Source organism: Paraburkholderia sejongensis (assembly GCF_020880815.1).
GTDB lineage: Bacteria > Pseudomonadota > Gammaproteobacteria > Burkholderiales > Burkholderiaceae > Paraburkholderia > Paraburkholderia sejongensis.
In genome coordinates this window covers 32357-45623 of the sequence record NZ_JAJITD010000023.1, presented here as the reverse complement: position 1 = coordinate 45623, position 13267 = coordinate 32357, and the positions used below count along the sequence as shown (strand labels likewise).

General features: G+C 64.9%; 12 protein-coding genes. 7 read left to right on the top strand and 5 right to left on the bottom strand.

Translation table 11 applies throughout. The annotated features are described in order from the left end of the window. Positions 1 to 2 precede the first annotated feature (2 nt). Positions 3 to 1100 carry a porin gene (locus tag LJ656_RS31105; RefSeq protein WP_230513303.1) on the bottom strand — a complete coding sequence of 366 codons (1098 nt, stop codon included), beginning with the start codon at positions 1098 to 1100 and terminating at the stop codon, positions 3 to 5. 388 nt (positions 1101 to 1488) lie between these two features. Between LJ656_RS31105 and LJ656_RS31100 the strand changes: the two genes are divergently transcribed. Further along, positions 1489 to 2925: a spinster family MFS transporter gene (locus tag LJ656_RS31100; protein WP_230513302.1), complete on the top strand. Its 1437-nt coding sequence runs from the start codon at positions 1489 to 1491 to the stop codon at positions 2923 to 2925. A gap of 43 nt (positions 2926 to 2968) precedes the next feature. On the opposite strand, the gene LJ656_RS31095 is transcribed toward LJ656_RS31100, so the two are convergent. Together LJ656_RS31095 and LJ656_RS31090 are read right to left on the bottom strand one after the other, a co-directional pair. Next, positions 2969 to 4381 carry a heavy metal sensor histidine kinase gene (locus tag LJ656_RS31095; protein ID WP_230513301.1) on the bottom strand — a complete coding sequence of 471 codons (1413 nt, stop codon included), beginning with the start codon at positions 4379 to 4381 and terminating at the stop codon, positions 2969 to 2971. Then, on the bottom strand, positions 4372 to 5061 hold the full coding sequence (locus tag LJ656_RS31090) for a heavy metal response regulator transcription factor (RefSeq protein ID WP_230513300.1): 690 nt from the start codon (positions 5059 to 5061) through the stop codon (positions 4372 to 4374). Before LJ656_RS31090 ends, LJ656_RS31095 begins: the two co-directional genes overlap by 10 nt. A gap of 385 nt (positions 5062 to 5446) precedes the next feature. Between LJ656_RS31090 and LJ656_RS31085 the strand changes: the two genes are divergently transcribed. The 6 genes from LJ656_RS31085 (at position 5447) to LJ656_RS31060 (ending at position 11591) form a co-directional block, all read left to right on the top strand. Further along, a complete protein-coding gene (locus LJ656_RS31085; RefSeq protein WP_230513299.1) occupies positions 5447 to 5824 on the top strand; it encodes a DUF4148 domain-containing protein in 378 nt (125 codons plus the stop codon). A 172-nt stretch (positions 5825 to 5996) separates the two neighbouring features. Then, entirely contained in the window at positions 5997 to 6587 is a 591-nt protein-coding gene (locus tag LJ656_RS31080; protein ID WP_230513298.1) for a carbonic anhydrase, read from the top strand. Positions 6588 to 6673: 86 nt separating this feature from the next. After that, complete coding sequence (locus LJ656_RS31075; RefSeq protein ID WP_230513297.1) at positions 6674 to 8161, top strand: SulP family inorganic anion transporter; 1488 nt, start codon at positions 6674 to 6676, stop codon at positions 8159 to 8161. 373 nt (positions 8162 to 8534) lie between these two features. Beyond that, positions 8535 to 10268, top strand: a complete 1734-nt coding sequence (locus tag LJ656_RS31070) for a pyrroloquinoline quinone-dependent dehydrogenase (protein ID WP_230513296.1) — start codon at positions 8535 to 8537, stop codon at positions 10266 to 10268. Continuing rightward, the gene (locus LJ656_RS31065; RefSeq protein ID WP_230513295.1) at positions 10265 to 10900 is read left to right on the top strand and encodes a c-type cytochrome; all 636 of its coding nucleotides are present in this window, start codon (positions 10265 to 10267) and stop codon (positions 10898 to 10900) included. The genes LJ656_RS31070 and LJ656_RS31065 overlap by 4 nt, the downstream gene beginning before the upstream one ends. 16 nt (positions 10901 to 10916) lie before the next feature. Continuing rightward, positions 10917 to 11591 (top strand): ankyrin repeat domain-containing protein, encoded by a 675-nt coding sequence (locus tag LJ656_RS31060; RefSeq protein ID WP_230513294.1) that lies wholly within the window; start codon positions 10917 to 10919, stop codon positions 11589 to 11591. Positions 11592 to 11606: 15 nt separating this feature from the next. Here LJ656_RS31060 and gph read toward each other — a convergent pair whose 3' ends face one another. Both gph and LJ656_RS31050 read right to left on the bottom strand, forming a co-directional pair. After that, the gene (gph, locus tag LJ656_RS31055; RefSeq protein ID WP_230513293.1) at positions 11607 to 12320 is read right to left on the bottom strand and encodes a phosphoglycolate phosphatase; all 714 of its coding nucleotides are present in this window, start codon (positions 12318 to 12320) and stop codon (positions 11607 to 11609) included. Beyond that, positions 12311 to 13162, bottom strand: a complete 852-nt coding sequence (locus tag LJ656_RS31050; RefSeq protein ID WP_230513292.1) for an HAD family hydrolase — start codon at positions 13160 to 13162, stop codon at positions 12311 to 12313. Before LJ656_RS31050 ends, gph begins: the two co-directional genes overlap by 10 nt. Positions 13163 to 13267 lie beyond the last annotated feature (105 nt).

Sequence of the window (13267 nt, the reverse complement as noted above, 5' to 3'; positions counted from 1 at the left end):
CTTTAGAACGACGTCAGCACCCCCGCCACGATCGAGCTGGCGGTGGCACCCGGCTTGCCCACGGCCACACCGCCGCCGCCCGCGCCGTTGATCGTGAACGCCGCGTGCTCGCCGTTATGCACCATCGCCGCGCCGGTATAAAGGACGGTGCGTTTCGACAACGGATAGTCGAGCCGCAGTCCGTACGAGTCGGCATTGCCTTCGCTGTCGGCGATCTTGTGATAGTGGCCGTAGCTCACGAGCAGCGACGCGCGCCCGAGCGGCACCGTCGCATTCACTTCGAAGAAGTCGTTGTGCGGGTTCGAGAACGCGCTGGTCACCGCGGTCGTCACGTCCGGGCCGCCGCGATGGCGCAGATAGACGAACGCCGGCTTCACGAAGCCGAAGTCGTACGAGATCGCGCCGAGCGCGTAATTGCCGGTGGCGGTCGGGCTGGCCGGCGACAACGCGGCCGCCGACGCGGTGCTGAACTCCTGCTGCATGTAATCGATATCGATCGACAGCGGCCCGTTCCCGTAGTTAATGCCCGCGCCATAGCTGTCGCCGAGCGTCGACGGCACGTTGGTCGCGCCGTTCGCGCCGCGCGACGCGGTCGCGCGCAGCAGGAAGCCGGCGAGGCGCGGCGACGTATAGCGCAGCGTATTGCTGGTGCGCAGAAAAGTCGGCAGCACGAAGTTGTTCGCCGCATTGCCCCACGCGAGACCGGCGCCGTAGCCGGGCAGGCTGTAAGTGACCAGCGACGTGTGCAGAATCGTATAGGTCTGGCCGGCCTGCAAGCCGCCGAACGGCCCGGTCAGTCCGACCCAGGCTTCGCGGCCGAACAGCGCGCCGTTGCCGCTGATCGCGCCGGTGGCCGAATTGAAGCCGTTTTCGAGCTTGAAGATCGTCGCATAGCCGCCGCCCAGATCTTCGACGCCTTTCAAGCCCCATTGATTCGCGAACAGATTGCCGCCGCCGATCCGCGCAACGTGATTGGGCCCGAAGTTCACGAATTCGATCGACGTATCGATCCGGCCATATAGCGTGAGGCTCGATTGCGCGAGCGCCGGCATGGCCGCGGCCATGCCCGCCAGCGAAATACACCACTTCCAGTTGGTCATTCTGTCGTCCCGGCGAGAATCGTTGATCGTCGCCTCGCACAAAAAAGCCGCGAAGCGCGTGTTTTGTCGAACAGCCGGCAAAGCCTGCGCGGTGCGCGAGGAGTTGCCGGATAAAACCGGGGCGAGTCTAGGAAGACCAATAGTGGCCGTCGATCAAAGCGGGCGCATATCACTTATAGATGCGATTGATACGCGCCGCGGCGGCCCGTGTGCAGGCCCTGAACGCCCGTGTGGCCGTGGCTTGCCACGCGCGCGCCTGGTAAAACCTTTAGCCGGGTCGGTAATTGCCCCCGTATCAACAAGGGCACAGCCACCTTTGTTGCGGAAATTTGTTTGCGTACGCTGGTTCGCACTCACAACAAAAGATCGATACCCCGGAGAACCTGCGATGACGAACCCCACCGCCAGCCCACCCGCCAGCGCACCCGCCAGCGCACCCGCCAGCGCGAGCAGCGCGCCGCGCGCAGCCAGCACAGCGAGCGCACCCGCTGCAACCAGCCCGGTCCGCACGCGCGGTTACGCGTACGAGTGGTATGTCGTGCTGATCTGCATGCTTGCGTATATCTTCTCGTTCGTCGACCGCCAGGTGCTCGCGCTGATGATCGAGCCGATCAAGCGCGATCTGCATCTGACCGATACGCAGTTCAGTCTCGTGCACGGTTTTGCGTTCTCGCTGTTCTACGCGGTGATGGGCATTCCGCTCGCGTATCTCGCCGACCGCTTCGCGCGGCCGCGCATCATCGCGACCGGCATCGCGTTGTGGAGCGTCGCGACCGCCGCGTGCGGGATCAGCCAGAACTTCGTGCACATGTTCATCGCGCGGATGAGCGTCGGGGTCGGCGAAGCGTCGCTGTCGCCGGGCACGTACTCGATGCTTGCCGACTACTTCCCGAAGGAGAAACTCGGCCGCGCGGCGGGCGTCTATTCGCTCGGTTCGTTCATCGGCGGCGGGATCGCGTTTCTGATCGGCGGCTATGTGATCGCGCTGCTGAAACAGGCTTCGATGGTGACGTTGCCGATCGTCGGCGACGTGCACGGCTGGCAGGTCACCTTCTTTATCGTCGGCTTGCCGGGTCTGCTGGTCGCGCTGCTGTTCATCCTGACCGTGCGCGATCCGCAGCGCAAAGGGCTCGTGCAGGATGCGAGCGGCAACGCGCGGCGCGTGTCGCTGGCCGACTCCGCGCGCTTCATCCGTTCGCATGGCAAAACGTTTTTCTGCCACTACGTCGGCTTTTCGTTCTATGCGATGACGCTGTTTTGCCTGATGAGCTGGACGCCGGCGTTCTACATCCGCCGCTTCGGGATGTCGCCGGTGGAGGCGGGCTATACGCTCGGCACGATCCTGCTGGTGGCCAACACCGCCGGCGTGTTCTGCGGCGGCTGGCTGAACGACTGGCTGCTGCGTCGCGGGCGCAGCGACGGCCCGATGCTCGCCGGTTGCATCGGCGCGGCGGCGATGGCGCTGCCGGCCGCCGCGTTCACGCAGGTCGATAGCCTCGGCGTGTCGCTGACGCTGCTGGTGATCGCGATGTTCTTCGCGTCGTTCCCGATGCCGACCTCGACCGCCGCGATGCAGACGCTCGCGCCGAACCAGATGCGCGCGCAGATTTCGGCGGTGTTTCTGCTGATCTCGAACCTGATCGGTCTCGGCGCCGGCACGACGCTGGTCGCGTTGTTGACCGACAAGGTGTTCGGCTCGCCGCTCGCGGTTGGACATTCGATGTCGGTGGTCAGCCTAGTCGCGGCACTCCTCGCGACAGTGCTGCTGTGGTTCGGCTGCCGCCAGTTCCGTCTGAGCCTCGAACGGGAAAGCCGCCGCGCGTAGCGTGCCGAGCTCAGCGCGACGCACGCATCGCGTGTGCGAGAAATCAACCCGGCGCGAGCTGCTGCTCGCGCGGAAAGCACAGCGTGAACACGGTCCGGACGCCGGGCACGCTGTCCACGTGGCAACTGCCGCCGTGCTTTTCCATGATCGACTTGACGATCGCGAGGCCGAGACCGCTGCCGAGCCCCGGATTGTGGCGCGCCGGATCGACGCGATAGAAGCGGTCGAAGATGCGCGGCAGATGTTCGGCGCCGATCCCCGGACCGGTATCGGCGACCGACAGCACCGCCTGCTCGCCGCGATTCTCGCCGCTGATCGTGACGACCGAGCCGGCCGGCGCATGGGTGATCGCATTCGACAGCAGGTTGTGAATCGCCCGCGTCACCAGCCGCTCGTCGCCGGCGAAGTCCGCCGAGCCGTGCACCTCGATCGCGACGCCGGCGTCGTTCGCCATCGGTTCATAGAGCCGCGCGATCGCATCGATCTGCGCGCCGGCATCGACGCGGCTCAGATCGAGCCGCTGCTGCTTGCTGTCGGCCCGCGCGAGAAACAGCATGTCGTTGACGAGATGCGAGAGCCGCTGATACTCCTCGACGCCCGACTCGATCACTTCGCGGTACTGCTCGGCCGAGCGCGGCCGCGCGAGCGCGATCTGCGCGGACGCGAGCAGGTTGGTGAGCGGCGTGCGGATGTCGTGCGCGAGATCCGACGAGAACTGCGCGAGCTGCGTGAACGAGTGATCGAGACGCGCGAGCATCCGGTTGAACGACTCGGCCAGTTCGCTCAATTCTCCGGCCATGTCGTCCTTCGGCAATGCATGCGCGAGCCGGTTCCACGAGATCTCGTCCGCCTGTCTGGCGAAATTGCGCAACGGCCGCAGCGCGACGGAGGCCACTTGCCACGCGATCACCGCCGCTGCCGCCGACGCCGCCAGTACGACCGCCAGAATGAACAACGCCGAGCGCCGCAGGAATTCGCATTCCTGCGTCAGGTCGTGCTGGACGACGATCCGCAGCGCGTCCTGGCGATCCGCCGGCACCTGCGTTTCAGCCACCCCATAGCGCCGCGCGCCGGCGCTGTCCGCGATGACTTCGGAGGTGCCCTGCGCGTTCGCCGCGAGTGCGGGCGCGTACGGCAGGTAGCCCGCGCTCGACGCGAGCAGGTTGCCCTTGTGGTCATAGATCGCGATTTCCGTGTGTTCTTCGGTGCCGGACGGGATGTAGACCGAGCGGTCGTTGTCGGCGATCGCTTCGGCAGGCACGTCGTGTTCGAGGCGCACGATCACGCTGTTCAGATTGTTGATCACCGCCTGTTCCGACGACACGGTGATCGAGCGGTCCAGCACCTTGTACAGCACGAGACCGCTCAACGCGAGAATCGCCGACGTGGTCAGCGCGAACAGAATGGCCAGCCGCGCGCGCAGCGTGCGCGGAACGAAGCGGCCCATCACACGCATACTTCGCTCCGGTCTTCGAGCACATAGCCCATTCCGCGCACGGTGTGAATCAGCTTCGGTTCGTAGTCTTTATCGATTTTCGCGCGCACCCGCTTGATTGTCGCGTCGACGATATTGGTGTTGCAGTTGAAGTTGATGTCCCACACCTGCGAGGCGATCAGCGAGCGCGGCAGCACTTCATTCTGACGGCGCATCAGCAGCCAGAGCGTCGAAAACTCTTTCGCGGTCAGGAGAATCGGCACGCCTTGCCGGCGCGCTTTTCTCTGCACCAGATCGAGTTCGAGATCGGCGACGCGCAGCACCGAGGTTTCGAGACCGTGCTGATTGCCGCGCCGTAGCAGCGAGCGGATTCTGGCGAGCAGCTCGGCGAAATCGAAGGGCTTCGCGAGGTAATCGTCGCAGCCGATATCGAAGCCCTTCACGCGGTCGCTCACTTCGTCGCGCGCGGTCAGCACAAGTACCGGCGTGCGATGGCTCTTGCGCAATTCGGAGAGCACGGTCCAGCCGTCGATACCGGGCAGCATCACGTCGAGTATCGCGAGGTCGTATTCTTCCGTTTTCAGCAGATGCAAACCGGTAATGCCGTCCTCGGCCCAGTCGCACACGAATCCGGCTTCGGTCAGGCCCATTTTCAGATAGGCACCGGTCTTGGCTTCATCTTCCACGATCAGAATTTTCATATTGTTGTCGAGCAGAAAGCAGGTTGTTGCGCTGCCGATGACCGGCACGCGCGCACCTGGAATTACAACGGGATGAATGGAACGGAGCGGAACCGCCGCTGACTACCACGGGGGTTGCGTCGCGACGGTATGCGCAATCAGCGCCTCCGTATAGGACTCAGCTTAAAGGGACCGCACGATTATCGGAATAGTTCCATCTGAAACGCACTGTTGAAAATCGCAGTTATTTCAAGATATTAGGCCGCGTGCGAGCCGATTAATTTTGAGACAAAGGGATTTCGCTTGATGACGTAAAAGTCATGTTCATGTCAGAACGACGCGGAGAGTACCAGGCAGAATAGTCCCAAGTGGTACCGCCCCGGTGCCTCATTCAATGGAGAAACATATGAATGCCAAACTGGTAATTGCGATTGTTCTGGCGGGTGCTTCCATCCAAACCGCATTCGCGGACCCGAGTTTCGCGAAAACTCGAGCACAGGTTTATCAGGAACTGATCGAAGCACAGAAGAATGGTTGGACGGCAGCTGTGTCGGATGCATCTTATCCGGAAGTCGCGCGCATTTACGAGCATCAGTACAGGAAGACTAGCGAGAAGACCGCAACGGCGGCCACCGCCGCGACCAGCGGCGAGGGACCGGAGGCGCGCGGCACCAGCCAGTCCGGTGCGCCGAAGTCCGGTATGCCGAAGTCGGGCCGCGCGCAGATCCGTACCGATGATTGCGTCGGGCCGGTCAGCTACTGCAACGTCTACTTCGGTTCCTGATTTGCCGGCGGCCGCGAGGTTCGATCGTGAGGCTTGCAACTGACGAACCATCGGTTAACTCAAGCGGGTTCGCTCGGCGCCCGCCGCTGGATTTTTTTTCGGGTTCATCCGCGCGCGCTCGCACCGCGTGCGGATGGTTTGTCTACCCGCTGTACATGAAGGAAATCACGCGATGCAATATTCAACGCAAATGCTGGCGCAAAACAAGGTATGGGCGTACGAAGCCGCGCTCGCCGACTCTACGCTGTTTGGCCGGATTTCGCGCGGGCAGTCGCCGCGGGTGCTGTGGTTTGGTTGCTCGGATAGCCGGGTGCCGGCTGAATCCGTGACCGGCTGCGGGCTCGGCGACCTGTTCGTACATCGAAACATTGCCAACATCGTGTCGCCCGACGATCCCAGTGCGATGAGCGTGATCGAATACGCGGTCGTCGCGCTGCAGGTGGAGGAGATCGTCGTGTGCGGCCATTACGGCTGCGGCGGCGTGCGCGCGTCGCTGCTGCCGGCGCCCGACGAGCTGCCGCATGTCGGCAGACGCATCGGACCGTTAAGGGCACTAGCCTGTCGCTGCGGCGGCGAGCTCGATCGGCTGGCCGACGTCGACGCGAAGACCAACCGGCTCGCCGAGCTGAACGTGCTCGAACAGGTGCGCTCGCTGCGCGCGATGGACGTGATCCGCGACGCGCCGCAGCCGCCGAAGATACACGGGTGGATCTTCGATACTCGCAGCGGCCTGATCAAGGTGCTCGATCCCACCGACGAATGAAGCTGCGCGCGCGCACATGGCCACCCGCATCGCGGGTGCGCCTTTTTTGTTTGTGCGCCGCTAACAAGAACATGCCGGGAGAATGAATGAGTTTCAAAAAGTATCTGACCACGCTGCCGCAAGATGGCTTTGCCGGAGTGGTGGTGTTTCTTGTCGCGTTGCCGCTGTGCCTCGGGATTGCCAATGCGTCGGGCGTCGATCCGCTCGCCGGCTTGCTGGCCGGGATCATCGGCGGGCTGGTCGTGGCGTTGCTGAGCGGTTCGCAACTGAGCGTCAGCGGTCCGGCCGCGGGCCTGATCGTGATCGTCGTGACCGGCATGGAGCGGGTCGGCGGCTTCCAGGGTTTGATGGTCGCGGTGTTGCTGGCCGGTCTGCTGCAGGTCGGCTTCGGGATGCTGAAAACCGGCCGGTTCGCGGGCTACGTGCCGGCGTCGGTCACGAAGGGGATGCTCGCCGCGATCGGTGTGCTGCTCGTGATCAAGCAGCTCCCGGTTGCATTGGGCATTTCGGACACACCGGTCAATGCGCTGCCTGGCGGGATGATCGATACGCCGCTCGGCCAGGTGTCGATCGTCGCGTGCGTGATCGCGGTCGTGTCGGTCGCGCTGATCATGGTGTGGGACAAGCCGGCCATCAAGCGCGTGCGCATTCTGCGGCTGATTCCGTCGCCGCTGGTGGTGGTCGCGCTCGGTATCGTCACCGTGCTGTTGCTCAATTCGAGCGCGCCGCAGTTCGCGCCGCCGGCCGGGCACCGGGTGATGTTGCCGTCGCTGTCGTCGCTCGGCGATCTGTTCGCAGGGTTCTCGCTGCCGCGCGTCGAGCAGCTGGTCAGCTTCGACGTGTGGAAGCTCGCGGTCACGCTGGCGATCGTCGCGAGTCTGGAAACGCTGCTCAGTCTCGAAGCGCTTTATCAGATCGATCCGGCCAAACGCAAGGTGCCGGCCGATCAGGAGCTGAAGGCGCAGGGCGTCGGCAATATGGTGGCCGGCATCTTCGGCGGACTGCCGATTACGTCGGTGATCGTGCGCAGCTCGGTGAACGTCAGCGCGGGTGGCCAGACGCGCATGTCGGCGATCGTGCACGGCATCCTGCTGCTGGCGAGCGTGTTTCTGCTCACCGGTCTGATCAACCTGATCCCGTTGGCCAGCCTCGCGGCGATTCTGATCGCCACCGGTATCAAGCTCGCGAAGCCGTCGCTGTTCGTGCACGTCGCGCGCGAGGGCAAGGTGTCGTTCGTACCGTTTCTTTTCACGCTCGGCGGCGTGCTGGTGTTCGACCTGCTGATCGGCATCTGTCTCGGGGTGATCTGCAGCCTGGTGTTCGTTCTGCTGATCAATATCCGCCGGCCGTTCACGATGGTCGAGCACGACGATCACATGCTGCTGTCGTTCCGCAAGGACGCACTGTTCGCGGTGGCGGTCGGACTGAAAGAGCGTCTCGCGCATGTGCCGGACAACACGAAGCTGGTCGTCGATTATCGACGCGCGGAGTTTATCGATCCTGAGGTCAAGGAGGTGATCGACCGCTTCGCGGTGGAATCGACGATTCGCGGCGTGTCGGTTCAGTATCGTTGAATGTAGCCGCCGGTTCTCCGCAAGGGGGCCGGCGGTTTTGCCGTTAACGCGCGCTCACACGCTGTGTTTGAGCACCTTAAATAAAAGAAGAACCGGCGTTATCTGGCTAATTTTATGCGCCGATTTACGCTAGGAAATCCGCACCGCATCGTCTACGCTTAAGCGAGCCGGTTTTCCGCGGACCCGTGCGTCACCTCTCCCCACTCTGCGAAGCCGACCCGTCGTGACAAGGCCATAAACGATTCGAGTCGTACGCTTTTGTTGACTGCGAAGGGTTGCGCCATCCTGCTTTTCCACGCCGCATCGCGCGTGGACGATTGCCGCATTCCTGCGCTGCAATTCATCGGAACACATAAAAAGCACGGAGACGCTCATGCCCATCAAGCGCATTCAAGGAATTGTCGGCCTGCCACTGCTTGCGGTCGCGTTCGGCCTGCCCGCGGTGTACGCCGCCGACGAAGTTCAGAACACCACGACCGTCACCGCGTCGCCGGTGCCCGCGACGCTGCAACCGGTGAGTCAGGATCAGCTCGACCGCGCCGCCGGCAATCAGGCGGCGTGGCTGCATTCGAACGGCTCGTACGCGCAGACGCGCTTTTATCCGGGCACGCAGATCAACCGCACCAACGTCGCCAGGCTGAAGCCAGCTTTCATTGTGCAGACAGCGGTCAACGAGTCGATGGAAACCGCGCCGATCGTGTCGAACGGCGTGATGTTCCTGACCACCTCGTACAACCACGTGTACGCGGTCGATGCGACCACCGGCAAGGAGTTCTGGCATTACAAGCACAAGATGGGGCCGGTCACGACATTCTGTTGCGGGCCCAACAATCGCGGCGTCGCGATCTCGGGCGACCGTCTTTATATGGGCACGCTCGACGCCAAGCTCGTCGCGCTCGACGCGAAGACCGGCAACGTGGTGTGGCAGAAAGAAATCGCCGACCCCGACCAGGGCTATTCGGAAACGATGGCGCCGGCGGTGGTCGACGGCAAGGTGCTGATCGGCACGAACGGCGGCGAGTACGGGATTCGCGGTTTCGTCAAAGCGTTCGATGCGAATTCCGGCGACCTGCTGTGGACCTTCTACACGATTCCGGACAGCGGCCATGAAGGCGTATGGGCAACCAAGGACGCGACCGGCCGCGACGAGAAACGCGACATCGCCGCCGAAAAGAAGCAGCTGGCCGACAAGGGCGGTGACTTCTACAAGACGCTCGGCGGCGGCGTGTGGATGACGCCGGCGATCGACCGGCAAACGCAAACGGTGTTCTTCGTGGTCGGCAATCCGTCGCCCGACCTGTACGGCGCGATCCGCCCGGGAGACAACCTGTACACCGATTCGCTTGTCGCGATCGATCTGAACACCGGCAAATACAAATGGCACTACCAGTACGTACCGCATGACGTGTGGGATCTCGACGCGGTGAGTCCGCCGGTCCTCGTCGACGTGCGCGACACCGACGGCAAGATGATTCCGGGCGTCGTGCACGCGGGCAAAACCGGCCACGTGTACGTGCACGATCGCGCGACCGGCCGGCTGATCCGCTTCTCGCAGGCGATGATTCCGCAGGAAAACATGTGGACGCTGCCGACCGCGGCCGGCGCGCGGATGCTGCCGGGCGCGAACGGCGGCGTCGAGTGGTCGCCGATTGCGTTCGATCCGCACACGCGGCTCGTCTACGCGGCCAACCTGCATCAGCCGATGACCTACCAGGTCGAGGAAGCCGCTTACCCGGGCGGCAGCAAGCTGTGGCTCGGCGGCGCGTTCAAGACGATTCCGAGCGAGCAGCAGTGGGGCAAGCTGTCGGCGGTCAACATCGACACCGGCAAGATCGCGTGGGACTACAAGACCGAACAGCCGCTGATCGGCGGCGTGCTCGCGACCGCCGGCGGGCTCGTGTTCAACGGCGAAGGCAACGGCCTGTTCCGCGCGTTCGATGCCGCCAACGGCAAGAAGCTGTGGGAGTTCCAGTGCGGCGCGGGCGTCAATGCGCCGGCCGTGTCGTACACGGTGAACGGCAAGCAGTACATCGCGGTGGCGGCGGGCGGCAATACCCAGCTCGACTTCAAGCGCGGCAATAGCGTGATCGTGTTCGCGCTGCCATGACGGCGCGCGGACCGGGGGTAATTGCCCGCGTGGCGCTGCCGCTGCCGGCGCGCCTCGCCAACGCGGCAGTGCTGTGCGGCTGCTTGCTGGCCGCGGCGCTGCCGCCGGCCGCGCGCGCCGATGCCGCGGCGGGCCAGGCGAAGGCTCAGGTGTGCGCGGCCTGTCATGGGCCGATGGGCAATTCGACCACGCCCGATTATCCGAGTCTGGCCGGCCAGAGCGCGCGCTATCTGTATCTCGAACTGAAGGACTTCAAGGACGGCCGACGCAGCGATCCGCGCATGTCGCCGATGGCGGCGAACCTGTCGCGCGAGGACATGCAGGATCTGGCCGACTACTTCGCCGCGCAGACGCTCGTACCGGTGCCGTACAAGGCCGACAGCGCGAGCATCGACGCGGGCCGCAAGAAAGCCGCCGAAGTGCTGTGCACGATGTGCCATCTCGGCGGTTTTGCCGGGCAGAACGAGATTCCGCGCGTCGCGGGCCAGCACTATCAGTACATCGTCAAGCAGTTGCAGGATTTCCGCTCGCATACGCGGACCAACGACGCGGGCAACATGACCAGCGTGACGCGCAATCTGAGCGACGACGACATCCACAACCTCGCCGCCTATATCAACAATTTGCAGTGACACGGGGGGAGACGCGATGAAACCGCTACTCGTGCGTTCGTTCTCGCCGGCCGTCGCGCTGGCCGTCGTGCTTGCCGGGATGTTCGGCGCGGGCGTGCCGGCGGCCGCGCAGGATCAGGGAGAGATCAACCGGCAACTGCTGGCGGCCGCCAAAGACGACGACCCGCAGGCGCTGCTGGCCGCGTTGCAGCGCGGCGCGTCGGTCGATGCGATGAACCGGATCGGCGACACGCCGCTGATCACCGCGTGCAAGAAGGGCGATACCGCGATGGCGCGCACGCTGCTCGAACACGGCGCGAGCGTGCAGCACGCGAGCGCGCCGGGCATCACGCCGCTGATGGCCGCCGCTTACGGCGGCTTCGATGAAATCGTCGCGTTGCTGCTCGCGCACGGCGCCGATCCGCTCGCGACCGACCGGGTCGGCAAGACCGCAATGGAATACGCGGCTGGGCAGGGACAGACGAAAGTCGTCGCGCGTCTGCTCGATGCCGGTGTCGACGTGAACCGCGCGTACAAGAACGATCTGACCGCGCTGATGTGGGCGGCCGGCTACGATCGCGCGGAGACCGCGCAACTGCTGCTCGAGCGCGGCGCGAACCGCGCGCTGAAGGATAACCGTGGGATGACCGCGAAAGACATTGCGGTGCAGACGAAGTCGGCGCGGGTGGCGGGCTTGTTGTCGGCGGGGTAGCGCGGGGCGCGGGCGTTATTTGACGCTGGCGTCGGCGTTGAGCTGCGCGATCACCGGCATTAGTCGCGCGAGCAGTACCGGTAGTTCGTCGAACGAATCGATCAGCGCATCGCCGCGCAACGCGCCGGCCTCGCCATGCGCATAGCCGTAACCGGCGATCACCACCGGCAGCCCCGCCGCGCGCGCGGCCGCGACATCGACCGGCGAATCGCCGACCAGCACGCTGCGCGCGGGCTGCGCGCCGAGCAGGCGGCACGCGTGCCACAGCGGCTCGGGCGACGGCTTCATGCTGGCCAGCGTGTCGCCGGCCACCAGCACGTCGAGAAACACGGCGAGCCCGCTGTTCTCCAGCAGCGCGGCCGCCAGCGCGCCCGGCTTGTTGGTTACGCACGCGCAGCGGTAGCCGTGCTGCCGCAACGCGCGCAGCCCGCTGGCGACGCCCGGAAACACGCGCCCCAACCGGCCGTTGGTTTGCGCATAGTGCCGTCCGAACACCGCGTGCGCATGCTCTAGATCGATCCGCGCGTCGAGCCCGGTCGCGTGAAGACAGCGGCGCACCAGATTGCGCACGCCGTTGCCGATGAAACCGGTCACCGTGTCGAACGGCAACGGCGCGGCGTCGAACTCCTGCAGCATCCGGTTGGCCGCGGCGGCGATGTCGGGCGCGGTGTCGACCATGGTGCCGTCCAGGTCGATCAGGACTGCATCGTAAAGACGCTTCAGTGCCATGACGCGCTCCCGCTTCCGCTGGCGCCGTCGTGCGTGCTCGCACTCGCGCGTGCGCCGGGCGGCGCGCCTGGCGCGGCTGCCGCCGCGTGCCGCGCGGCGGCGCGATGCCAGCGGCGCAGCATCGCCAGATCGACCCACGGCTGCGTTTCGCCGTGCACCGCCGCGGGCAGCGGCTGATGCGGATCGCCCAGATGCGGCAAGACCGCGAGCGCGCCGTCGAAGCTTTCGTGCGCGGTGAACGCGCTCGGCGTGACGATTGCTGGCACCTGCGCGGCGCGCGCGGCCTGCAGGCCGTTGGCCGAATCTTCGAAGGCGACGCAGGTGGCGGCCGGCAGACCGAGCTGTTGCAGCACGTAGCGATAGACGTGCGGCGCCGGTTTTTTCTCCGGCGTGGTGGCGGCGTCGCCGATTGCCGCGAAACGGCTGCGCCAGTCGGCGCCGAAATGCGCTTGCAGCAACGCGTCGAGATTGGCCGGCGTGGTGGTCGTCGCGATCGCCACCGGCACCCCGGCCGCGTTTGCTTCGTCGATCAGACGCGCGATGCCGGGGCGCAACGGCAAGCCGCTGTCGCGCATCCGCTCCGTGTAGTGACGCGTTTTCAGCGCATGCAGCGCGTCGACCACTTCATGCGCGCGCGGGCCGTCGGCCTGTGAATCTTCGAGCGTGCGCCAGTAATGGAGCAGCCGCTCCTTGCCGCCCGCCACTTTCAGCAGACGGGCGTAGAGCGGTCGATCCCAGCGCCAGTCGAGGCCGGCTTGCGCAAACGCGGCGTTGAATGCGTGCAGATGGGCGGATTCGGTATCGGCGAGCGTGCCGTCGACGTCGAAGATAAGGGCCTGCATCGTCGGGTCCTTGCGCGGCGCGATGCCGTCAGATACGGACCACGATAGCCGAGCCGCCAGGCCACGCAAACTCAGAGATTCTTTCGCCTGCGCTAAGGCGGTCTT

Excerpts from the sequence above, each read along its gene's own strand:
- LJ656_RS31075 (WP_230513297.1), top strand. The coding sequence starts at position 6,674 with ATGAGTTTCAAAAAGTATCTGACCACGCTGCCGCAAGATGGCTTTGCC.
- gph (WP_230513293.1), bottom strand. The coding sequence starts at position 12,320 with ATGGCACTGAAGCGTCTTTACGATGCAGTCCTGATCGACCTGGACGGC.
- LJ656_RS31090 (WP_230513300.1), bottom strand. The coding sequence starts at position 5,061 with ATGAAAATTCTGATCGTGGAAGATGAAGCCAAGACCGGTGCCTATCTG.
- LJ656_RS31100 (WP_230513302.1), top strand. The coding sequence starts at position 1,489 with ATGACGAACCCCACCGCCAGCCCACCCGCCAGCGCACCCGCCAGCGCA.
- LJ656_RS31105 (WP_230513303.1), bottom strand. The coding sequence starts at position 1,100 with ATGACCAACTGGAAGTGGTGTATTTCGCTGGCGGGCATGGCCGCGGCC.
- LJ656_RS31060 (WP_230513294.1), top strand. The coding sequence starts at position 10,917 with ATGAAACCGCTACTCGTGCGTTCGTTCTCGCCGGCCGTCGCGCTGGCC.
- LJ656_RS31080 (WP_230513298.1), top strand. The coding sequence starts at position 5,997 with ATGCAATATTCAACGCAAATGCTGGCGCAAAACAAGGTATGGGCGTAC.
- LJ656_RS31095 (WP_230513301.1), bottom strand. The coding sequence starts at position 4,381 with ATGCGTGTGATGGGCCGCTTCGTTCCGCGCACGCTGCGCGCGCGGCTG.
- LJ656_RS31070 (WP_230513296.1), top strand. The coding sequence starts at position 8,535 with ATGCCCATCAAGCGCATTCAAGGAATTGTCGGCCTGCCACTGCTTGCG.
- LJ656_RS31065 (WP_230513295.1), top strand. The coding sequence starts at position 10,265 with ATGACGGCGCGCGGACCGGGGGTAATTGCCCGCGTGGCGCTGCCGCTG.
- LJ656_RS31050 (WP_230513292.1), bottom strand. The coding sequence starts at position 13,162 with ATGCAGGCCCTTATCTTCGACGTCGACGGCACGCTCGCCGATACCGAA.
- LJ656_RS31085 (WP_230513299.1), top strand. The coding sequence starts at position 5,447 with ATGAATGCCAAACTGGTAATTGCGATTGTTCTGGCGGGTGCTTCCATC.